This is a genomic window from Haloarcula sp. H-hyl6, assembly GCF_056934455.1.
Genome location: NZ_JBRIIK010000001.1, coordinates 127394 through 147861, shown reverse-complemented (window position 1 = coordinate 147861; position 20468 = coordinate 127394). Strand labels below are relative to the sequence as shown.

Sequence of the window (20468 nt, the reverse complement as noted above, 5' to 3'; positions counted from 1 at the left end):
CACGCGTGCCCGCGGCGTAGTTATACGCACGCAAGTATCGCGGGGCGCGTCGGTAAGTCAGGACACGCGCCAGCGCCCATCCGGTAAGGGTCGCCGCTGTCCCGGCGGCAGCGGGGAGGGTGTCCGCTCCACAGCGCCCACAAGCGGGTCATACTCTTGCCCGCGCCCCGTCACTCAGCCCCCCAGGGGAACAGATGAACGACTCCGACCAGTCGGCCGGCGTGCCGTGGCGGTCGCGGACGGTACAGGTCGTCCTCGCGAGCACCGCGCTCGCACCGCTCGGCGTCCCCCTCGTCAGCCCCGGTCTCCCGGTCTTCCGCGACGCGTTCGGACTGACCGACGCGACGGCCAGCCTCCTCGTCAGCGGCTACTTCGTCGTGGGCATCGTCCTCTCGCCGTTCATCGGCGTCCTGACCGACCGCGTGGGTCGGAGACGGACGCTGGTGGCCGGTCTCCTCACGTTCGGTCTGCTCGGCGGGGCGATGGCGTTCGCCCCGTCGTTCGAGGTGGTTCTGGCCCTCCGTATCGCGCAGGGGACCGGTGCCGCGGCCATCTTCATCACGACGGTCACGATAATCACCGACACGTTCGACGGCCCGCGGAGGAACGCCGTCCTCGGTGTCAACGTGGCTGTCCTCTCGGCCGCCGCCGCGGTGTTTCCGGTGCTCGGGGGCATCCTCGTCACCGTCCGCTGGAACGCGCCGTTTCTGGCCTACTTCGCCGCACTTCCGGTCGCGCTGTTCGCCGCGGTGGCGCTCTCGGAGCCGGTCCGCCAATCCGCTGGAGGCGGCCTCGGAACACTCCGAGCGGCGTTACGAACCGTCCTCACGCCCGGCACGCTGACCCTGTTCGGACTCACGTTCCTCACGGAGTTCCTCGCCTTCGGCGTCGTCTTCACGGCGGTCCCGTTCCTCCTCTCGCGGACCGTCTCGCCCGTGTTCGTCGGCGCGGCGCTGTTCGCCGCGGAGGGGCCTCGATGGTCGCGGCGTCCGCCAGCGGCCGTCTCGCGCGCGCCTTCAGCGACTACCGCCTCGTCGCCGTGGGCTTTACCTGCTACGGCGTCGGCTTCCTGACGGCGTGGGCCGCACCGAGCGAACCGGTCGTCGCCCTCGGACTCCTCGTGGTCGGCGTCGGTATCGGCCTCCTGCTCCCGGCAATCGACGCCGCTCTCGGTGGCGGCGTTCCTCCAGCGTATCGGGCCGGGGCGTTCAGCCTCCGGAACAGCACCACGTTCCTCGGCCGGACGGCCGGTCCCGTGGTCTTCGTCGCCCTCGCGGTCACCGTCGGCCTCGGCTACGGCCGACTCCTCCTCGCCGCCGGGGTGCTCGCCGTCCTCGTGGCGGCCCTCGCTTTCGTCCGGACCGAGTGAGACGACCGGACGGACATTGATAGTAGATGACACACAACGTAGTAGTATGGAAACCTTCGATTTCCTGGTCGTCGGCTCCGGGTCGGGTCTCAGCGTCGCCAGCGTGGCGGCCAACCGCGGCCAGTCAGTCGCCGTCGTCGAGAAAGGGCCGCTCGGCGGCACCTGTCTCAACCGGGGCTGTATCCCCTCGAAGATGCTCCTGTACCACGCCGACGTGTTGGAGACCGTCCGACGGGCCGAGGAGTTCCACGTGGAGACAGCGGTGACGGACGTGGACTTCGAGGCCATCGTCAACGAGGTGACCGAGGAGGTGGCCGAGGACGCCGAGTCGATACGCCGAGGCCTCCGACACTCCGACCAGCACACGCTGTTCGAGGGCGAGGGTCGCTTCGTGGACGAGCGAACGATAGAGATAGTCGACGGCACCGACGCCGGCAACCGACTTCGGGGCGAGACGGTCCTCGTCGCCGCCGGGACGCGCCCGTCGATACCGCCCATCGACGGCATCGAGGACGTGGACTATCTGACCAGCACCGAGGCCCTCCAGTTGACGACGCCGCCGGACCACCTCGTCGTGGTGGGCGGGGGGTACATCGCGGCGGAACTCGGCCACTTCTTCGGCACGTTCGGCAGCGACGTGACGATAGTGGGTCGGCGACCGAACCTGCTCCCGGAGGCAGACGGCGAGGTAGCCGAACTGTTCACCGACCGCTACGCCGACCGGTTCTCCGTCCACACCGGCCACGCCGCCACCGCCGTCTCGTCGTCCGGCGGCGAGGTGACGCTGACTGCCCGCCCCTTCGAGTACGGTCCGGACGGCGAGAGCGGCACCGTGGATACGGACGCCGACCCGGTCACCGCGACGGGGGACGCGCTACTCGTCGCGGCCGGGCGCAGACCGAACACGGACACCCTGAACGTCGACGCCGCGGGCATCGAGGTGGACGAGGCGGGGTTCGTCGAGACAGACGAGTACCTCCGGACCACCGCCGACGGCGTCTGGGCGCTGGGGGACATCGTCGGCGAGTACCTCCTGAAACACAGCGCGAACCACGAGGCACGCGCGGTCATCCGCAACCTGTTCGGGGAGGAGCGCGTGCCGGTGGACTACACCGCGATGCCGTTCGCAGTCTTCGCCTCGCCGGAGGTCGCCGGCGTCGGCGCGCGGGAGTCGGACCTCGCCGCGGCCGACCGCGAGTACGCCACGTCCACGTACCGCTACGAGGACACCGCTCGGGGCAACGCGATGCACGCCGAGGGCCTCGTGAAGGTGCTCGTCGCATCCGACGGGGAGATTCTCGGGACCCACATCGTCGGCCCGGACGCCTCGGCGCTGATTCAGGAAGTCGTCGTCGCGATGAAGTCGGGGTCGGGAACGGTCGCCGACGTCCGCGAGGCCGTCCACGTCCACCCGGCGTTGCCCGAAGTGGTACAGCGGGCGTTCTCCGGCCCGTTCACGCACTCCGGGTACGACCACCGCCATCGCGGGTGAGCGGCCGGCGTCGCGGGCCCCGCTAGGTCGTGGCGTCAACCGTCTCCATCCCGTCTCGGACGTCCCCCTCGGACATCGCCATGTCGTGCGATTCGTGGGCGTGATTCCGTACCAGTTCCACGACTTCGTCCTCGCTCTCCGACCGGACCATGAACGCACAGGCGCTGCAGCTGTATTGGTGTGCCACCGGGTATCGCCAGAGGTGACTCCAGCGGGTGGGTCGTCGGCGCGGCGGTGTTTTAGTATAGCGGTGCTACCGTGGGGCACTGTGCCGCCCTCGCTCGCAGGTTCGACTTTCGGGCCGGACCGGACGCCAGTTCCCACCGGATTAGTGACAGCTAGCCAACCTTATGATGCTGGAGTCCCTCTGTCCGCGTGTATGGCCGACACCAAAGAGAGTCGCGACGACAAAGACCGAGACGAGGACGACCGACAGCGAGAGCGAGAACTGGACGAGGAGCTGGAGGAACGGGGGAAGAGCGAAGCGGCGGCGGAACGACGAGAGGAGGCGGAAGCGGAGGAGGAACTCGGGGACGACGGGTGAGCCGCCGGCCGAGCGACGCCACTCGCGGCGCTGTCGCTCGGTTAGTGAGGGGAGCGGAGCAGTACAATCGGTGACTGCGCCGCCCGAAAAGCGGTGGCACACGCGGACCGGTGACTCCCAGACACCGGCCCGGTCTTGGGTTCGGACGTGGGCCACTGCGCTCCGTTTCGGCCGTCGAGACTCGCTGCCGACCCGGCCGCGAGTGTCGGTGTCGTCGCGTCGTGGCCGAGGGACAGGACCAGTGGAGGCCTCGACCATGACCGCGACGGATTCACCTTGTACGGTCACTCATATGAGCATACGTGAATTACTTCCTTCGTGGGTGAAGTAAGGGAGTGTAACGAACACCCGACGAGAGGGCCCGAGACGGTAAGTCGGCGTTTTCCGGGTGGGGCGAGACTGGGGACGCGACGGCGGCCGGTTCCGACGCGTCGACTGCCCGGTAACGGCCGTCCAACGTCGGTAAACGGTCTCTGAACTACATAACGGCTCGGAGCCACCTGTGCCTTATGGTACGACTCGAGGACAGTATCGCCGTCGTCACGGGTGGCACGTCCGGCATCGGGAAGGCAATCGCCGAGCGGTTCCTCGGCGAGGGAGCCACCGTCGTCGTCGGGGCGCGACATCGGGACCGAGGTGTCGAAGTGGCGGCGGAACTCGGCGACGACTGTCACTTCCGTGAGTGTGACGTGCGCGAACGAGCGGACGTTGAGGCCTTCGTCGAGTGGACCGTCGAACAGTTCGGGAGACTGGACGTGATGGTGAACAACGCCGGCATCGGGAGCGAGGGAACGCTCGGCAACATGTCCGACGAGACGTGGGAGAACGTGATGCGGACGAACGTCGACGGCGTGATGTACGGGACCCGGGCAGCCCTCCCGCACGTCCTCGAAAGCGGTGGGACCATCGTCAACATGGGCTCTATCTACGGCCTCGTCGGGAGCGTCGGCGCGACGGCGTACTCGGCGTCGAAGGGCGCGGTGGTGAACTTCACGCGGACCGTCGCCGTCGACTACGCGGACGAGGGGGTTCGGGTGAACTGCGTCTGCCCGGGGTTCGTCCGGACGCCGATGACCGAGGACGTCCTCGAAGGCCAGTTCTACGACTACATCAGGGACGAGACGCCGATGGAACGCGTGGCCGAACCCGAGGAGATTGCGGGCGTCACGGCGTTCCTCGCCTCCGACGACGCGTCGTACATCACCGGGGCGGCAATCCCCGTCGACGGCGGGTGGACCGCCCACTGAGAGCGGTCCGTGCCGTCTCCACACCTATCGTTAAGGCGCTCCGCCGCACTAGTGTACGTGCCAGCATGACGCCACGACGAGAGACCAGTCCGTCCCGCCGACGGACGACGACGAGGCAACCGACGACCGGCCGTCCCTTCCCGGTCGACATCGTCGACCACGGGGACGAGTACGTCGTCGCCGCCGAACTGCCCGGCATCAGGAAACAGGACATCGACGTCACCGTCTGGAAGAACCGGGTCCGCATCGTCGCCGACCCCGACGGCGACGTGACAGAGGGGACGTATCTCCGCCGGGAGCGCGGACTCCCCGCTCGGAGCAGGGTCGTTCGCCTCCCCGACGAGGTGGAACACAGAGCGGTCGAGGCGTCCTACGACGAGGACGGCGTCCTGCGGATGACGCTACGGAAGCGAGAGCGACGGCGGCGAGTCGACGTGTCGTGACTACGCCCGCCGGAGATTGGCCGCGCGCGGCCCTCGGTCGCCCCGTTCGACGTCGAACGTGACCGCCTCGCCCTCCTCGAGGTCCGGGTCGATTTCGGACTGGTGGAAGAAGACGTCCTCCTCGCGGTCCTCGGTTTCGATGAAGCCGTACCCCTTCTCGTCGTGGACGAATCTGACGGTGCCTGAGGGCATGGTAAGACAGTTAGCGCGGTTCGCCCCTAAGTCTATGCCTCGGGGGCGTCCCCATCGCTCTCGTCCAGTCGTTCGACGACGCCGTTCGTCCCGTCGACCCGGACCCGGTCGCCGGTCCGGAGTCGCGTCGTGGCGTCCTCCACGGCGACGACGGCGGGGATGCCGTACTCCCGCGCGACGAGGGACCCGTGGGTCAGGCGTCCGCCGACTTCGGTGACGACGGCCCCGGCGTGCAGGAACAGCGGCGTCCACCCGGGGTCCGTGTAGGGAGCGACTAGCACCTCTCCCGGGGCGAGACGCGCCGTGGTGGGGTCCGTAACCACTCGCACGACGCCCTCGGCGACACCCGGGGCCGCGCCGGTCCCGTAGACGCCGTCGGTCGCGGACGGCGGGGGTCCGGGACGGGGGGCCTCTCCGTCGCTCGTGATGACGCGGGGTGCGACCAGTCGCGCCGACCGCTCGAAGGTCGCCCGACGCTCCGACACGTCGACCCCCGCCAGCGTCCGCCGGTCGGCGAGTGCGCTCCCGAGTTCGTCCGACCGGAGGAACCAGACGTCCTCCGGGTCGTCGAGGGCCCCTGCGGCCGCGAGTTCCGCACCCGCGTCCAGCGTCTGTCGCCGGAGTTCGGCGAGGAGGCGCGAGAGCGCGTACTTGGGGTGTTCGCGAAGCCCGATGTAGCCGCGGTAGACCGTCGCGAGTCGGCCGACGACCGGTCCGAGGCCGGACGGGGCCGCGTCGACGAGGGCGACTCTCGCCTTCTCGGCCCGTTCCCGTGACGCCTCGGCACGCCGCCGGTGACCGCCCGACTCCGCGGTTTCGAGGTGGCCGGCGACGACGTTCAGGAGCGGCGTCGGGTCCTCGCGATAGCGGGGTCTGCTCCAGTCGATTTCGCCCACGCCCCTGAAGCCGTACTCGTCCAGAAACTCCTCGAAGGCGTCGCGGAACGGGCCGGCGTCGTCGCGGTCGGCGACGTCGGCGAACGACGCGCCGTCCCGCAGGGCCGCCGCGAGGGCGGGCGTCTCTCGGGCCACGTCGGCCACGTCTCCCAGCGTCATCGTCATGTCGTAGACCACGTCGTCTTCGATGCCGAGTGCCAGCGCGTCGACGCGTTCCCGTTCGTCCGGCAGAAGCCGCCGGAGGAGCGCACCGGCGAGGAGGGCAGCGAGGAAGCGACCGTAGAACGGGTCGAGCAACCAGTCGATGGACGCCGCCAGTTCGTCGACGGCCGCCGCGTGGCGCTCCGCCACCGTCTCGTGAGCGCGGATTCGGGCTATCGCCTCCTCACAGGCCTCCTCGTACGTAGCTCTGAGGCGTCGCGGTGCCGACAGCGGGTCCCGCTCTGTAATCGCGCCCGGGACGCCACCGAGGAGCTGGCCCGCCACCGACCAGGCGTAGCGGAGGCCACGGCCGTACCGGGAGAGGGTGGACAGGGACAACCCAGTCGTCGGGAAGTCGTCCGGCCGGTCCGAGAGGAGCGTCCGGAGCGCCCTCGCTCCCGGTTGGTCGACGACTTCGAAGTCCGTGAGGAGTCGCTCTCGCAGACGGGGTGTGGACAGGTACGGCGTCATGTCCATGTAGAGTCGGTGTCCCGCCGTCGTCACGAACTGCGTCGGGAACCGAAACTCCTCGCCGACCCTGCCGACGAGGTCGGTCCAGCCGTCGAGCACCAGCGGCGGCATCGCCTCCGGCATCCCCTGCCGATGGCCGAAACTGTAGTAGACGTGGGTTCGCTCGTCGGACGGTCCCGGTTCGGGGAGGGGATACAGCGAGGTTATCGGTCGGGACTGGAGAATCGCTACGTCGCCGTCTCGAATCGCCCACTCCACGTCCTGTGGCGCGCCGAGGGCGTCCTCGATGCGCCTGCCAATCGTCGCCAGCGCTCGCGCGTCGGCGTCGCTCAGGACCGGATGAGAGCGGGTCGGGCCGATGCGGTAGTCGAGCACGGTGCCGTCGTCGGCGACGCGAACGGCGTCAGCCGTCGTCCGCCCCGACACCTGCGCCTCGCCCCGTCCCGGCCCCGCGTCGAGGACGGACACGGACCGCCTGCCGGTGACAGGGTCCGCCGTGAAGAGTATGCCCGACGCGTCCGGTTCGATAAACCGCTGGACGACGACGGCCATCGCCGCGTTCTCCGTCCGCACGTCGTTGCGGGCGCGATAGGCCACTGCCCGGTCCGTGAACAGACTCGCCATGCAGTCCCGGACCGCGGATTCGATAGCTTCGCGGCCCTCGACGCCGACGAAGGAGTCGTACTGGCCCGCGAAGGAGGTCCCGGGGAGGTCCTCCGTCGTCGCCGAGGAGCGGACGGCGTACGGCCCGTCGTCGAGGTGCCGCCGGAGGCCGTCGCCCACCTCCGGCGGGAGCGGTCGCTCCCGGATGCGTTCTCGGAGGTCCGCCGCGACGCCGGACTGTGCCGTCTCGTCGCCGGCCGAGACGGCGCGGTCGAGGTCCGCGAGCAGGTTCTCGATGGTCGGGTCGTCCACCAGCGTCCGGTACGCCGCCGTCGTGACGACCACCCCGTCCGGAACGGGGAAGTCCAGCGCCCGCAACTCGGCGAGGGTCGCTCCCTTCCCGCCGCTGACGGACTGGGTGGCGGCCACCGGGTCGTCCAGTTCGAGTACGGCGTCGGGCATCGTCGGTCTGTGACGCCCTCCGTACGCCACGGGTAAGGCTATGGTCGGCATACCGGGTGCTAGGGGGCGGAAACCGGCGGCTCGAGGGGAAGCACTTTCCGCACCCGACGCGTACGCTGTCGCATGTACGAGGACGTCCTCGTCCCGACGGACGGAAGCGAGGCCTCGGACGCCGCAATCGAACGCGCGATACAACACGCGGTGGCCGACGACGCGACGCTCCACACGCTCTACGTCGTCGACACGACCGCTGGCCCCGACGAGGGACCGGCGGACCTGTTCGATGCGCTCGAGGACGCGGGCCGAACGGCGATAGCGGCCGTCACCGAACGGGCCGAGGCGGCCGGCGTCGGCACCGTCGAGGCGTCCATCGGCCGTGGTTCCCCGTATCGGGCGATTCTCGACTACGTGACGGACAGCGACGTCGACCTCGTCGTGATGGGGACCCACGGTCGGACGGGCCTCGACCGCTACCTCCTCGGCAGTACCACCGAGAAGGTCGTCCGACTGTCCGACGTGCCGGTCCTCACGGTTCGAGCGACCCCGCCCTCGGAGGACGGCTAGTCAGGCGCGCGTCGTGGTCACGTCGAGCACTCGCGAGCGCGGGCCGTCGCACTCGACGAACATGACGGACTGCCACGTCCCGAGGGCGAGGTCGCCGTCCAGCACGGGGACGGTGACGTTCGACCCGAGGAGCATCGCGCGGAGGTGTGCGTCGGCGTTGTCGTCGATTCGGTCGTGGTCGTACGCCTCCCCGGGGGGCGCGAGTCGGTCGAGAAACGCCTCGACGTCCGAGAGCAAGCGCTGTTCGTGTTCGTTGACGACGACGCCGGCGGTCGTGTGCGGGACGAACACCGTACAGACGCCTTCTTCGACGTCGTCGGGAACCGCCTCGGCGACGTCGTCGGTCACGTCCACCACCGCGACCCGTTCGTCGGTGTCGACTTGGAGACGCATAGCCGCCGCTACGCCGCCCTCGAAGTTGAAGGTACGGCCTACTCCGCCAGCGGACAGACGAGGTGGTCTGCCTCGCGTTCGAAGTCGGTGCCGAACGCGGCCGATAGCTCCCGCATCCGTTCGCGGGCCCACGAGGCCGCGCTGTCGGACGCTCGCGTGACCGCGAAACCGCGTATCTCCGTCGGGACCAACCGGAGTTCGGTGGGCCGGCCGGCGGACACCGACACCTCGAACAGGAAACTCCGGTCGTTCCGTAGCGTCGGGTCGACGGCGTAGTCGTCGACGAAATCCCCCGTGTCGTAGAGAATCGGGCGTCCCTCGTACACCTCGACGCCCTGAAACACGTGGGCGCTGTGTCCGTGGACCACGTCGACGCCCTCGTCCACGAGCCATCGGGCGAACCGCCGGAACGACTCCGGGGGGTTCGTCCGCATGTTCGGCCCCCAGTGCAGGGAGGCGACCAGCAGGTCCGGGTCCCGCGCGAGCGCCCGTCCGAGGGCCGTCTCGACGGTCCGCCGCGTCTCGGCGTCCTCGACGTCGATTTCGACGCGGGCCGTCCCGGGCGTGGTCGCCGTCGCGGCGTACTCGGGAGTGTTGTCGGTCAGCGAGACGACGGCCACGTCGAGGTCACCGGCGGTGACGAAGGCGGGTTCGAGCGCCGCCGACAGCGTCTCGCCCGCGCCGGCGTGAGCGATGCCGGCGCCGTCGAGGGCGTCGAGGGTATCCAGCAGGGCCGGTTCCTCGTAGTCGAGGACGTGGTTGTTCGCCAGCGCACAGCAGTCCACCTCCGCCCCTTCGAGGGCCGTCACGGCCCAGTCGGGCGTCGCCCTGAAGTGGAACGTCCGGTTGGTGCGACGCCACGGGTGGCCCCGCGTGGACAGACAACACTCGAGGTTGATGCAGAGGCCGTCGAGGCCGCGGAGACGGTCCAGCATGTCGCCCCACACCGCCGTCGCGGGGCGGTGCAACTGCTGTTCGTCGACGAGGCGACCGAACATCACGTCACCCGTGAGGCCGAGTCTGGTCATCCGTCGCTCGTAGGCAGGTGACCGGTCGTCACCGCCGTCGTCCGCCGTCGGGTTCTGCCTCCCGGCCGCCGCTCCACCCGCCGGCGTCGACCACCTCGAACAGGTTCCCCCAGCCCTCGTCGTCGTCGCTCTCCGGGAGTTGGTCGCGGAGTTGCTGGAAGTCGGAGGGCGGGACGACCGTCGCCACGAGGTCGACGACCACGCGGGCGTGGTAGGCCGCGTCCGCCGGGTCGGCGTTCTCGATGTCGCTGACTCGCGTGACGAACTCCGACCAGTCGAAGCGCTGGCCGTGTTCGTGGACGGCGCCGGTCATGTACCACCGTATCTCCATCGGGAGCGAGGCGGCCAAGTCGTCCGCCGCGCCGGCGGGAATCCGCTCCCCGAGCGTCATGAGGGTCGCGCGAATCGTCCGCAGGGTCCGTCCGCGGTCCGGTAGTTCGAGTCGGTGCTGTACCGTGCCGGTGAACTCGTCGAAGTCCATACGGTTGACTCAATGACACGAACGGTAATGAATTGGCGGGGTCGGTTCGGTCGCGGCGCTGGCCGACTCTCCGAGTGACTACCCGCCGACGTACCGGCAACGAGAACGCGGTCAGCGTAGCATCACCGGCACGAACACCAACCCGACGGGAACGAGTATCGACGACGCGACGAACGCGACGAACGCGACGCGATGCTCTCGAAGGTACTCGTCCGTGTCCACCACGAGTCGCGTGTACTGCTCGCCGAGAGAGAGCGCCAGCATCGACACTATCGCCGCTGTCACCAGGATGGTGAGGACGACCCGGAGACCGTCCGCAGAGCCGAGGACGAGAGCTACCACGAGCGTATCGAACAGCGTCCCGAGGTTCGCGCCGAGGACGTAGGGGACCAACTCCGCGCGACGAATGTACCGTCGGTTGTAGAGGGGGACGACGACGCCGAGCGAGAAGGCGACGCTGGTCGCGAGCGTCGTCACCACCAGTCCCAGACCGAACGCGAGCCACCGGTATCGGAAGTGAACGAAGAATCGCTGTCTGATTACCTCCGTGTCGAGGTCAGCGAGAACGCGGTCGAACAACTTCAGGCTTCCAAACAGCAACACGACGGCCACGAGGAAGGCTACCACGGGACCGAGGCGGTTCGTGAGGGCGACGGTGACCGCCGCCACAGCGCCACCGGAGACACCACCGGGGAGCAGACCCGTACCCACGTCGAGTCGCGGCGGGCCGAACGCACTCACCGCGACGTAGTCGACGGCTGTTACCGGGAGATATATCGAGTACGTCACGAGAAACGTGAGGATACCCATACCCACCGACTCCCGTAGCGAGGTCCGTCCTCGGTGGAGCCAATCGAGTGCCCCGATGGCGACGACGACGCCCGACGCTCCGAGGCGAGACCCTGCGAGCATCAACAGGAGTTGCGGGACGGTGAGGACTCCTGCCTCGAACAGCGAGAGCGAGAGGGCGGCGACCACCGACCCGTTCGCGAGGAGGTAGGCACCGAGCCAACTGACGCCGAGCGCCGTGTACTCGCCGGCCAGCAGGGGTGTGAGCGTGTCTTCGAGCAACGGGGTCGCGACAGCCGTCGCCGTCCCCAGCAACCGGACCGCGAACAGAAAGAGTAGTACCGCTCCGAGAGCGCCGACCGCGACGCCTATCCACGGCCGGACTCGGCGGGCGGGTCGCTGGTCGGGTGGCACCATCGAACTCACCGTTCTCCGTCCGTGGGAGTCGGTCGCCAGCGAAGTCGGCCCGTCACGCAGGACTCACGCTTCGGGGCTGGCCTCGACGACGATGACCTCGCAGTCGGCGTTCTCCCTCACCCTCCGGCCGACCCCGGAGAAGTGGTCGTCGTGAGTACCGTGTTCACCGATGACGATTGCGTCCGCGTCCACCTCCGCGGCGAACTCGATGATGACTTCCTCCGGGAGACCGTGGCGGGTCGTCCCCTTCACCGGGACGCCCGTCGATTCGGCCATCTCTCGCACGTCCGCGACACACATCGCGGCGTGGTCCTCGGCGAAGATGGTCGCCAGTTCCGACGAACTGAGCGCGGGTTCGTTGAACCGTCGCTCGTCGACCACGCAGATGACGTGGAGCGTGGCCTCCTCCGCAGCGGCCACCTCGATAGCGTGCTTGGCTGCCGCACTGGCCCACTCGCTTCCATCCGTGGCTAGGAGGATGCTCTCCATACGACGATTACGAGCCACCGTTAGTTAACGTTTTGTCACTTCCGACGGCTAGTACCGGTCGGGCACCGGTGAGGTCCCGTCCGTGGCCCCCAACTATACCACCACGGCCGCCGAAGGCCGCCTATGACCCACACAGACCGCATCGCCATCCTCGGGGGGACGTTCACCCCCCTGCACAACGGCCACCGTGCGCTCCTCCACGCCGCCTTCCAGACCGCCAGCCACGACGGACCCGGAGACGGGCACGTCGTCGTCGGCCTCACCTCGACGGACCTCGCCAGCGAGACGCGCAGCGACCCGACCCACGCCGAACTGCTCGGCGCCTTCGAGGAGCGACGGGAGGCGCTCGCGTCGACGCTCGAACGTGTGAGCGGTGCATACTCCGCCTCGTACGAAATCGTGAAGATTACCGACGCCTTCGGCCCGGCGGTGACGCGAGAGGACGCGGACGCCCTCGTCGTCGCACCGGAGGGGAAGGCACAGCGACGCGCCCACGAACTCAACGACGACCGAATCGACCGGGGGTACCGCCCACTCGAGATTCACACGTCGCCGTTCGTCGTCGCAGAGGACGGCAAGCGAATCAGCAGCACGCGCATCCGGAACGGCGAAATAGACGTTCACGGACGGTTGCTGGCGGACGACGACTGACCGCCCGGCAGCCCTCAGAAGGGCGGCGACTCCGCCTCGACGACGCCAGCGAGATTGTCGAGTTCGTCCGCGAGCAACAGGAGCACGTCGTCCAGCGTGACGATACCGGAGAGGTTCCCCTCGTCGTCGACCACCGGCATTCGGCGGACGGCGTGTTCGTACATCTTCGCCGTCGCCTCGAAGAGTCCCATCCCCGCGTTCACCGTCGTCGGCGTCTCCGTCATGACGTCCTCTGCGGTGACCTCGGCCGGGTCCGCACGCGGTTCGACGACGTGGAGCGTCAGGTCTCGGTCGGTGACGATGCCGACCGGTCGTCTCTCTTCGACGACCACGACGCTCCCCACGTCCTCCTCTTTCATCACGGTTGCGAGGTTGCCCGCTGTCTGGTCGCGGTGAGCGGTCATTACTCCTGTTCGTGCGATGTCTCCGACAGTCATGATTTCTCAGTAACAATTCCGAGAGGGTGGCTAATAATACTACGCCTCGCTCCCGTGGCGTCCCCGGGTGACGACTCCGTTACTCGGGTTCTAGGTCGGGGTCGCTCATGGTGTCCGACAGGCCGTCGGCACGGACCATCGTGGAGACGTACTCAGAGAGAGTCTGTCTCGTCTCCTCGTCGACCGACAGGTCCCGGGGGACGTCGGCAGTCTGGTCCCGCCGTTCGACCAGTTCGTCTGTTCCGGTGACCCGAACGAAGATGGCCTCCAGTCGCTCGTGCCGCGTGGCCTCTGCCTCGCCGTCTCGACTCGACGCGTCCCGTCCGTCGGTCATCTGTCCTCACCGTCCCTCGCACGCGCACTGTGTGTTATACTGTTGCACACCATGTCTCGCGGCACACGGGAGCACCTATTTAGTATGCGCTTCCCACGGCGGCGTAGGAACCACCTAGCCGGCCCGCCGCAAGAGGGCATCCCCGCATCGTCGCGGCTCTCAGCCGTCCTATCACCGGTTTGACCCGACGCGTCTCGAACGCTCACCAACTGTTTTCAGTTCCTCCGACGAACCGTCGGACATGAGTCGTCGCGACGACACGTCACCGCTCACGAGACGGGAACTGCTCGGTGCCGCGGCCGTGGCGGGCCTCGGTGCGCACGCGACGTCGTCGGCGTCCGCACAGGCCGACGACGGTGCGACGGTCACTATCGAGATGACGGACCAACTCGTGTTCGACCCCGACCAGACGAGCGTCGAACCGGGCACCACGGTCGTCTGGGAGAACGTCGGCCAAATCGGACACTCGGTCACGGCCTACGAGGACGACCTGCCGGACGGCGCGGATTTCTTCGCCTCCGGCGACCTCCCCGACGAGGAGACCGCGCGCTCCGAGTATCCGTCACAGGGGAACGTCCCCGGCGGCGAGTCGTACGAGCACACCTTCGACGTCGAGGGAACGTACGACTACTTCTGCGTCCCGCACGAGAGCGCCGGCATGGTCGCGACGCTCACCGTCGGGTCGGGCGGTGACGGCGACGGTGGCGGTGACGGCGACGGCTTGGTGGACCTCCCGGGAGTTCCGGACGCGGTCCGCACCTTGGTCGTCGCCGCCACGGGCGCGGTGGCCCTCGTCATCGCGTTCGCCTTCTTTCTCCTGAAGTACGGCGGGGACTACGGCGAGGACTGACCGCCGGGAAGGCCCCGAACTCAGGCCTCGCTCACCGCCGCGGAACCGGGTCCGTGGTGGACGAACCGGTCGAAACTGCCGCCGAGGACGGTCCCGTAGACGACGTACGCCACCAACGTCGCACTCAGCACTGCCAGACTCCACGGGAGCGCACCGTTGGTAACGCGCGCGGCGACGACGTACCCGGACCAGAGCACGAGTCCGAACACGGCACCCCGTGGTGCCCCGGAGACGGGTGTCAAAACCCGCCTGAAGGCCGCGTACCCGACGGGCCACAGGACGACGAACAGGAGTGCGTACCACCCGGTGAGGAGGACTGTCGACGGGACTGCCCCGAGTCGACAGACGGCCGGCCCGCCGTTCACGCACAGTCCGCCCGTCGCGAACGCGAACACCGCTGTCCAACCGACAGCGGCGCCGGTGACCGCCAGGACCAGGGTGAGACCGGCGGTCGCCAGCAGTCCCGCGCGAACGCTCGACTGCCGGGCGCGCATGGCCCGACTCAATTCGGGTCACGGAAAAGTATTCGCGCCGTTCCGTTCCCAGTGGTCCGCCTCAGCAGAGCTTTCCGGCCGCTGTCTCGTCCGTGGGTAGCGGGTAGCCTCCCACCAGTGGCGGGTAAGGTTATACTTCGATTTCGGGACTCAGGCGTCGTCCTGCAGGCAGTCACACCCGCCGTTGTCGATGAAGTCGGTGACCGCGTACTGGGTCCCACAGCGCTGACAGAGGACCTGCGCGTCGACGAACACCTCGAACTCCTCGACGGCGATGCGGTCCGTGTCGCGCAACTTCTCGATGCGGTCTTCGGTCACCGACAGGGTACGCGTGAGGAGGCGCTGGATGCTCTCGCGGTCGTTCGCCCGCTTCTCCTCGTCGGACGGCTGTTCGTACTCTGCCCCCCGCCACTCCTTGAGGTACGACCGTATCGCCTGATACGTGACGAAGTCCCGTTCGAGGGCGTCGACGTCCACCCCGTCCTGTTCCAACCGGGTCCGCGTGTCCGTCCGGACACCGGTACTGACGTCGTCCGCCGTGAGGTTTCGATACGTCGTCTCGACGTCGCTTTCGAGCGCGGTCTGGCCGGCGTCTCTGAGCGCCTGTTCCAGCAGTCGCTTGTTGAACAGGTCTGCGAGGTCCCTCAGGCTCATCCGCTCGTACCCCTCACCTGTCCAGCGCTCTTCTAACTCCGTCCCGAACTCGTCGAGGCCGTACTCGTCGAGGAGGCGGGCAACCTTGCTCGACGGCCGGTCGTCGGTGTTCGAACTCATTCTCTACCTCCCCTTTCGGAACTGGACCTAAAAAGGCTACTGGGCTTAGATGGTCTGGACGCGAGTGTACCCGTCGTCGAGAGCCTGCGCGTCCTCTTCGAGAAGTGCGATGACGAGGAACTCGGCGTTGTCGGCGAAGTAGTCGACGAGTGCGGCGATGCGGTCGGCGTCGATGGCCTCCAGCGAGTCCAGCAACATGAACGGCACCGTCTCGTGCAGGTCGTGGACGAGGTAGCCCGCCAGCGCGAAGATGAGGCCGACGACCTCTCGCTCGCTCTCGCTCAGGTGGTCGACCGTGTCCTCGTAGGCCGCGCCGTTCTCGGTGCTCCGCACGATGTGGAGTTCGAAGACGCTCTTGTCGACCTTCCGCCGTCCCTCACGGACCGTCTGCTCGATACGCTCAATCCAGACCCGGTCGAGGTTGTCGTAGCCCAGAATGTCCAGCACGGCGTCCATGTGCTCGTTGAACGCTTCGACGGCTTCGGTCTCTATCTGCCCGACCTTCGTGCGCTTGTCGGTGAGTTCGTCGACGAGTTCGTCGCGGCGCTCGCGGAGTTGGTCGGCGCGTTCGACCATCTCCTCTATCTCCTCTATCTCGTCTTCCACGTCGTCGAGGTCGGATTCGAGTCGGTCTATGTCGAACTCTAGCTGGTTGGCCTCACGATGGAGTCCGAGGATGTCCTCGAAGTCCTCGGATTCGAGGTCTTCGACGGCCGATTCGAGGTCTTCGACCTCGTCGGTCAGGTCCTCGCGTCGGTCCTTCAGCGAGTCAACCTGCTCGGTCCGCTGCTCGAGTTCGCTCTCGACGTCGCTTAGCTTCCGTTCGACCTCCTCGCGTCGGCGCTGTTCCTTCTCGGCATCGCGCTTGTCGTCTTTGAGGTCTTCGAGGTCGCTCTTGATGTCCGAGAGTTCGCTCAGTTTCTCCTCTCGGAGGCTCTGGAGGCGGTCGACGGTGTTCTCTATCTGCTCCCGTTCGACCGAGGACCCACAGGTCCAGCAGACGACCGTCTCCTCGTCGCCGTCGAGCAACTGCTCCGTCACGGAGCCGTTGCCGGCGGCGTCGCCCTCGTCTTCGATGGACCCGAGCACTTCGTAGTCCTCGGACTCCAGTCGCTCCTCGTTGTACTGAATCAGGCTCTGGAGGTCCGAGATGTCGTTGTTGAGGCTCTGACGCTGCTCTCGGAGACGGTCGATTTCGTCTTCGAGGTGGTCCATGTCGCCCATGGGCGTCTCCGGGAGGTCCTCCAGTTCGTCGGAGAGTTCGCTCCGCTCCTGCTTGAGCGACCGGATGCTCGCCTCGCGGGACTCTATCTTCTGCCGGAGCGACTCGAGGTCCGACCGGGTGCTTCGGAGGTCGTCGAGCCGTTCTTCGAGTTTCTCCTGTTCCCGACGGCTCTCCTGTACGTCGTGACTGCTCTCGTCGATTTCGGCCTCCTTCGCCTTGAGTTCCTCGCGCTTGTCCTCGATTTGCTCTCGCAAGGAGTTCCGGCGCTGTTCGAGGTCGGGGAGGTCTCGTTTGCGCGACTCGATGGTGGCGAGTTCGTCGTTTATCTCGTCTTTCTCGCCTTCGAGGCGTTCGATTTCGCTCTTGATGGCCTCGGTGTCCACCGGGCGCATGATGATGTCCCGGAGGTCGTCCCCGCGAGCGACGGCCTGTCTGGCCTCGTTGGTTTCGAGGAGGAACGCGAACAGGTCCGCGACGTCGGAGTCGTCGAGGTAGCCTTCGCCCGAGAACTGGACGGTGTCGCCCGCTCGCTTCAGCGTCCGCTCGTACACCTCGTCCCGATACTCGAACGTCACTCGTCCTTCGTCGGCGTCGCCTTTGAGCGTCGCCTGTCGGCTTCCCATGGCGGCCATGATGGACTGGAGGAACGAGGTCCGATTGGTCGCGTTCTTGCCCGAGAGGATAGTCACACCGGGCTCGATTTCGAGGGCGGCGTCGTCGATGCCGCCGATGTTCTCGACCGTGAACTGGGCCGAGTTGGTCACTTCTTCTGGCGTAGACATATTCCAACACTGACTCTGTAGTGTAATAAATCTTCTCTGTTGTCCCGGTTCGAAAGGCCCTCCAACCGATACAGCTAGGGACGGGGCTGGAATAACACAGGTACTATTGTGATCTTATGGACTACGAAACGGGAATGTCGTCCCGCGGTACCGCACTCGTACAGCGCACTTACCGCTCCGTATCCGGCGTCGCCCCACGGTGAGTTCGACCGAGACGCGGTGCAAGCGTACTTAGTTATATGGGTCGTACCGCGGTGCCGTTCCCGTTGCGGCTTCGCTTTGGGCCGCTCAACCGAGCGAGAGGCCCGTGCGAACGGCGCTGTCCGGGTCCGACTCCGCGCGATACTCGAACCCGACGTAGCCGTCGTAACCGGCCTCGTCGAGCGCAGCGAGGATGTTCGGGTAGTTGAGTTCCCCCGTTCCGGGTTCGTACCGGCCGGGCACGTCGGCGACGTGGACGTGACTGACTGCCTCGACGTTGCCGGTCAGCGTCTCGATGATGTTGCCCTCGGTCACTTGCTGGTGGTACACGTCGTACAGCAAGTCGACGGCGGGACTGTCGACTTCGCTGACGATGTCGAACCCGTCCTCGGCGCGTTCGAGGAAGTAGCCCGGGTGGTCGACGGCGGTGTTGAGCGGTTCCAACACCAGCGTCACCCCGGCATCGGCCGCGGTGGGCGCGGCGGCGCGCAACCCCTCGACCACGAGGTCGCGCTGCCGCCGTCTGGACAGCCCCGGTCGTTCGTCACCCGTGAGCACGAACAGCGTCGGGCAGTCGAGACGGTCCGCCACCGCCACCGACCGCTCGATTTCCGCTACCGCCTCGTCCAGACTGTCCGGGTCTGTCAGCGGGCCCTCCGTCCCGACCATCCCGACCAAGTCGAGGTCGTGGGCGGCTAGTTCGCGCTCCACGGCGTCAAGGTCCTTCTCGGCCCACGTCCAGAACTCGACGGCGTCGGCGCCGAGCGAGGCGACCGGTTCGAAGCGGTCGACGAACGGGCGGTCGGTGTACAGCATCTCCAGACAGACGGAGAACGGCGGCATCAGCGCCCCTCCTTCGTCCCGCGAACGCGTTCCGCGTGTGGTCGGCCTATCTGCTCGCCGTAGGCTGGTAGATAGCGTGCCATAGTCGACGCTATCGACAGCCTCTGTGAAAGGTGTTCGCCCGACCGTCCGGGGAGACGGCCCGGGAGAACGCTTATAGCGCCGGCTAGAGAAGTCGGTGATAGACCATGACTACCACAGACAGGACAGGAGGACACCGATGAAAGCCGCCGTGTACCACGGGCCGGAGGACGTCCGCGTCGAGGACGTCCCGGAGGACAGCGTCGGCCCCGAGGACGTGCGAATCGACGTCGCGTGGTGTGGCATCTGCGGGACCGACCTGCACGAGTATCTCGGCGGCCCGATTTTCGTCCCAGAGGAACCCCACCCGCGGACCGGCGAGACGCTCCCGCTGACGCTGGGCCACGAGTTCTCCGGCGTCGTCTCGGAAGTCGGTGAGGCGGTGACGCGCCTCTCGGACGGCGACCGGGTGGTCGTGGAACCAAACATCCCCTGTCACGACTGCTACTTCTGCGAGGAGGGGCGATACAACCTCTGTCAGAACGTCGCGGCCATCGGCCTCCAGACGGACACCGGGGGATTCGCCGAGAACGTCGTGGTCCCCGAACAGCAGGTCCACGTCCTCCCCGACGAGGTATCGTTGAAGGACGGTGCGCTCGTCGAACCGCTCGCCGTCGGCCTCCACGCGGTCCGTCGCGCGGAACTGAGCCCCGGCGACACCGCCGCCGTGTTCGGGGCGGGCCCTATCGGTCTGACCGCGGTCCACGCCGCTCTCGACGCGGGCGTGAAACGGCTGTTCGTCTCCGAACCGCAGGACGGTCGGCGCGCCGTCGCGGCCGACCTCGGGGCGGACGTGACCATCGACCCGACGTCGGAGGACCCGGTCGAACGCATCCGGTCGGAGACGCCCGGCGGCGTCGACGTCGCCTTCGAGTACGCCGGCGTCGACCCGTCGTTCAACGCGGCGGTACGGAGCACCCGGCCGGGCGGTGTGGTCACCGTCGGTGCCGTCTACGAAGACGAGACGGAAACCGACCTGAAAGAGCTAGTCACGGCCGAGCGGACGTTCAAGGGGAGCCAGACCTACGCCTACCCGCCGCTGTCTCACCGCGGCGAGTTCGACGCCGTAATCCGGTCGTTGGCCGCTGGGGACGTCGACACCGACGCGTTCATCTCGGCGACCATCGAGTTGGACGACATCGTCGAGGGGGGGTTCGACGCCATCACCGACCCCGACACCGACCTGGTGAAGGTTCTCGTTCGGCCCTGAAGGGGCGTGCGGAGTTTTTTGCCGGTCCGTCCCGAACAGTCTGATATGACGCGTGCCTTAGTCGTCGTGGAACCGGAGCAGCGGGTCGTCGAACTCCTCGACGTCGCCACGGACTTCGCCCGCGGGTCGGGCGCGGAACTGCTGCTGTTTCACGTCACCGACACCTTCGACAGCAACGCCGTCCGAGACCAGATGCGCGAGTTGACGGGCATCGACCACAACTACCGGGCGGGCATCGAGGGGGCGGAGTCGTTCGCCGCGGACCTCGGAGAAGCGTTGTTGCCCGACGACGTGCGGTTCGACGTCGAGGGGGCGTTCGGCGACTCCGCACAGCGAATCGTCGCCGCCGTCGAGGAGTTCGACTGCGACCACGTCTTCCTGACGGGTCGCCAGCGGTCCCCGACGGGGAAGGCTGTCTTCGGTGACACGACGCAGGAGGTCATCCTCAACGTCGACGTCCCGGTGACGCTCGTGATGGGATGAGTCGGTCGGACGCCGGCCGCGT

The 20468-nt window shown here is 67.6% G+C and carries 25 protein-coding genes; 11 read left to right on the top strand and 14 right to left on the bottom strand.

What is annotated here, in order from left to right:
• The first annotated feature begins 194 nt into the window (after positions 1-194).
• Genes Hhyl6_RS00675 through Hhyl6_RS00665 form a run of 3 tightly spaced genes read left to right on the top strand, consistent with a single transcriptional unit; the run spans position 195 to position 2861 of the window.
• Positions 195-1073, top strand: coding sequence for an MFS transporter (locus tag Hhyl6_RS00675; RefSeq protein ID WP_483737293.1), 879 nt, complete (start codon positions 195-197; stop codon positions 1071-1073).
• Positions 977-1369, top strand: a complete 393-nt coding sequence (locus tag Hhyl6_RS00670; protein WP_483737292.1) for a hypothetical protein — start codon at positions 977-979, stop codon at positions 1367-1369. Before Hhyl6_RS00675 ends, Hhyl6_RS00670 begins: the two co-directional genes overlap by 97 nt.
• A gap of 46 nt (positions 1370-1415) precedes the next feature.
• Positions 1416-2861 carry a dihydrolipoyl dehydrogenase gene (locus tag Hhyl6_RS00665; protein WP_483737291.1) on the top strand — a complete coding sequence of 482 codons (1446 nt, stop codon included), beginning with the start codon at positions 1416-1418 and terminating at the stop codon, positions 2859-2861.
• A 22-nt stretch (positions 2862-2883) separates the two neighbouring features.
• Here the strand turns inward: Hhyl6_RS00665 and Hhyl6_RS00660 are convergent, their stop codons facing one another.
• Positions 2884-3012 carry a hypothetical protein gene (locus tag Hhyl6_RS00660; protein ID WP_483737290.1) on the bottom strand — a complete coding sequence of 43 codons (129 nt, stop codon included), beginning with the start codon at positions 3010-3012 and terminating at the stop codon, positions 2884-2886.
• A 228-nt stretch (positions 3013-3240) separates the two neighbouring features.
• On the opposite strand from Hhyl6_RS00660, the gene Hhyl6_RS00655 reads away from it, so the two are divergent.
• From Hhyl6_RS00655 to Hhyl6_RS00645, 3 genes are all read left to right on the top strand, one after another.
• A complete protein-coding gene (locus Hhyl6_RS00655; protein ID WP_483737289.1) occupies positions 3241-3405 on the top strand; it encodes a hypothetical protein in 165 nt (54 codons plus the stop codon).
• 509 nt (positions 3406-3914) lie between these two features.
• Complete coding sequence (gene budC, locus Hhyl6_RS00650) at positions 3915-4652, top strand: meso-2,3-butanediol dehydrogenase (protein ID WP_483737288.1); 738 nt, start codon at positions 3915-3917, stop codon at positions 4650-4652.
• 65 nt (positions 4653-4717) lie between these two features.
• Entirely contained in the window at positions 4718-5095 is a 378-nt protein-coding gene (locus Hhyl6_RS00645; protein ID WP_483737287.1) for an Hsp20/alpha crystallin family protein, read from the top strand.
• Here Hhyl6_RS00645 and Hhyl6_RS00640 read toward each other — a convergent pair whose 3' ends face one another.
• Both Hhyl6_RS00640 and Hhyl6_RS00635 read right to left on the bottom strand, forming a co-directional pair.
• The gene (locus Hhyl6_RS00640; RefSeq protein ID WP_483737286.1) at positions 5096-5287 is read right to left on the bottom strand and encodes a cold-shock protein; all 192 of its coding nucleotides are present in this window, start codon (positions 5285-5287) and stop codon (positions 5096-5098) included.
• Positions 5288-5319: 32 nt separating this feature from the next.
• Positions 5320-7920, bottom strand: coding sequence for a PEP/pyruvate-binding domain-containing protein (locus tag Hhyl6_RS00635; protein WP_483737285.1), 2601 nt, complete (start codon positions 7918-7920; stop codon positions 5320-5322).
• 123 nt (positions 7921-8043) lie between these two features.
• Between Hhyl6_RS00635 and Hhyl6_RS00630 the strand changes: the two genes are divergently transcribed.
• Positions 8044-8484, top strand: coding sequence for a universal stress protein (locus tag Hhyl6_RS00630; protein ID WP_483737284.1), 441 nt, complete (start codon positions 8044-8046; stop codon positions 8482-8484).
• Here the strand turns inward: Hhyl6_RS00630 and Hhyl6_RS00625 are convergent, their stop codons facing one another.
• From Hhyl6_RS00625 to Hhyl6_RS00605, 5 genes are all read right to left on the bottom strand, one after another.
• On the bottom strand, positions 8485-8877 hold the full coding sequence (locus tag Hhyl6_RS00625; protein ID WP_483737283.1) for a secondary thiamine-phosphate synthase enzyme YjbQ: 393 nt from the start codon (positions 8875-8877) through the stop codon (positions 8485-8487).
• Between the two features lie 38 nt (positions 8878-8915).
• Positions 8916-9905 carry a CapA family protein gene (locus tag Hhyl6_RS00620; protein ID WP_483737282.1) on the bottom strand — a complete coding sequence of 330 codons (990 nt, stop codon included), beginning with the start codon at positions 9903-9905 and terminating at the stop codon, positions 8916-8918.
• Between the two features lie 28 nt (positions 9906-9933).
• Positions 9934-10386, bottom strand: a complete 453-nt coding sequence (locus tag Hhyl6_RS00615) for a DUF2267 domain-containing protein (RefSeq protein WP_483737281.1) — start codon at positions 10384-10386, stop codon at positions 9934-9936.
• Between the two features lie 111 nt (positions 10387-10497).
• A complete protein-coding gene (locus Hhyl6_RS00610) occupies positions 10498-11592 on the bottom strand; it encodes a sodium:phosphate symporter (RefSeq protein ID WP_483739652.1) in 1095 nt (364 codons plus the stop codon).
• A gap of 63 nt (positions 11593-11655) precedes the next feature.
• Positions 11656-12081: a universal stress protein gene (locus tag Hhyl6_RS00605; RefSeq protein ID WP_483737280.1), complete on the bottom strand. Its 426-nt coding sequence runs from the start codon at positions 12079-12081 to the stop codon at positions 11656-11658.
• 123 nt (positions 12082-12204) lie between these two features.
• Here Hhyl6_RS00605 and Hhyl6_RS00600 point away from each other — a divergent pair, with 123 nt between their 5' ends.
• A complete protein-coding gene (locus Hhyl6_RS00600; RefSeq protein WP_483737279.1) occupies positions 12205-12732 on the top strand; it encodes a phosphopantetheine adenylyltransferase in 528 nt (175 codons plus the stop codon).
• Between the two features lie 14 nt (positions 12733-12746).
• Here the strand turns inward: Hhyl6_RS00600 and Hhyl6_RS00595 are convergent, their stop codons facing one another.
• Together Hhyl6_RS00595 and Hhyl6_RS00590 are read right to left on the bottom strand one after the other, a co-directional pair.
• Positions 12747-13169, bottom strand: coding sequence for a CBS domain-containing protein (locus tag Hhyl6_RS00595; protein WP_483737278.1), 423 nt, complete (start codon positions 13167-13169; stop codon positions 12747-12749).
• Positions 13170-13248: 79 nt separating this feature from the next.
• Positions 13249-13503, bottom strand: coding sequence for a hypothetical protein (locus Hhyl6_RS00590; RefSeq protein WP_483737277.1), 255 nt, complete (start codon positions 13501-13503; stop codon positions 13249-13251).
• 241 nt (positions 13504-13744) lie between these two features.
• Here Hhyl6_RS00590 and Hhyl6_RS00585 point away from each other — a divergent pair, with 241 nt between their 5' ends.
• Positions 13745-14353: a plastocyanin/azurin family copper-binding protein gene (locus Hhyl6_RS00585; RefSeq protein ID WP_483737276.1), complete on the top strand. Its 609-nt coding sequence runs from the start codon at positions 13745-13747 to the stop codon at positions 14351-14353.
• Between the two features lie 20 nt (positions 14354-14373).
• Here Hhyl6_RS00585 and Hhyl6_RS00580 read toward each other — a convergent pair whose 3' ends face one another.
• From Hhyl6_RS00580 to Hhyl6_RS00565, 4 genes are all read right to left on the bottom strand, one after another.
• On the bottom strand, positions 14374-14847 hold the full coding sequence (locus Hhyl6_RS00580) for a DUF6789 family protein (RefSeq protein ID WP_483737275.1): 474 nt from the start codon (positions 14845-14847) through the stop codon (positions 14374-14376).
• Positions 14848-14997: 150 nt separating this feature from the next.
• Positions 14998-15621, bottom strand: coding sequence for a rod-determining factor RdfA (gene rdfA, locus Hhyl6_RS00575; RefSeq protein ID WP_483737274.1), 624 nt, complete (start codon positions 15619-15621; stop codon positions 14998-15000).
• A 45-nt stretch (positions 15622-15666) separates the two neighbouring features.
• Entirely contained in the window at positions 15667-17628 is a 1962-nt protein-coding gene (locus Hhyl6_RS00570; protein WP_483737273.1) for an archaea-specific SMC-related protein, read from the bottom strand.
• A 288-nt stretch (positions 17629-17916) separates the two neighbouring features.
• Entirely contained in the window at positions 17917-18672 is a 756-nt protein-coding gene (locus Hhyl6_RS00565; protein ID WP_483737272.1) for a hydroxypyruvate isomerase family protein, read from the bottom strand.
• Positions 18673-18892: 220 nt separating this feature from the next.
• Here Hhyl6_RS00565 and Hhyl6_RS00560 point away from each other — a divergent pair, with 220 nt between their 5' ends.
• Entirely contained in the window at positions 18893-19963 is a 1071-nt protein-coding gene (locus Hhyl6_RS00560; protein WP_483737271.1) for a 2,3-butanediol dehydrogenase, read from the top strand.
• Positions 19964-20008: 45 nt separating this feature from the next.
• Positions 20009-20446 carry a universal stress protein gene (locus Hhyl6_RS00555; protein ID WP_483737270.1) on the top strand — a complete coding sequence of 146 codons (438 nt, stop codon included), beginning with the start codon at positions 20009-20011 and terminating at the stop codon, positions 20444-20446.
• Positions 20447-20468: the final 22 nt, after the last annotated feature.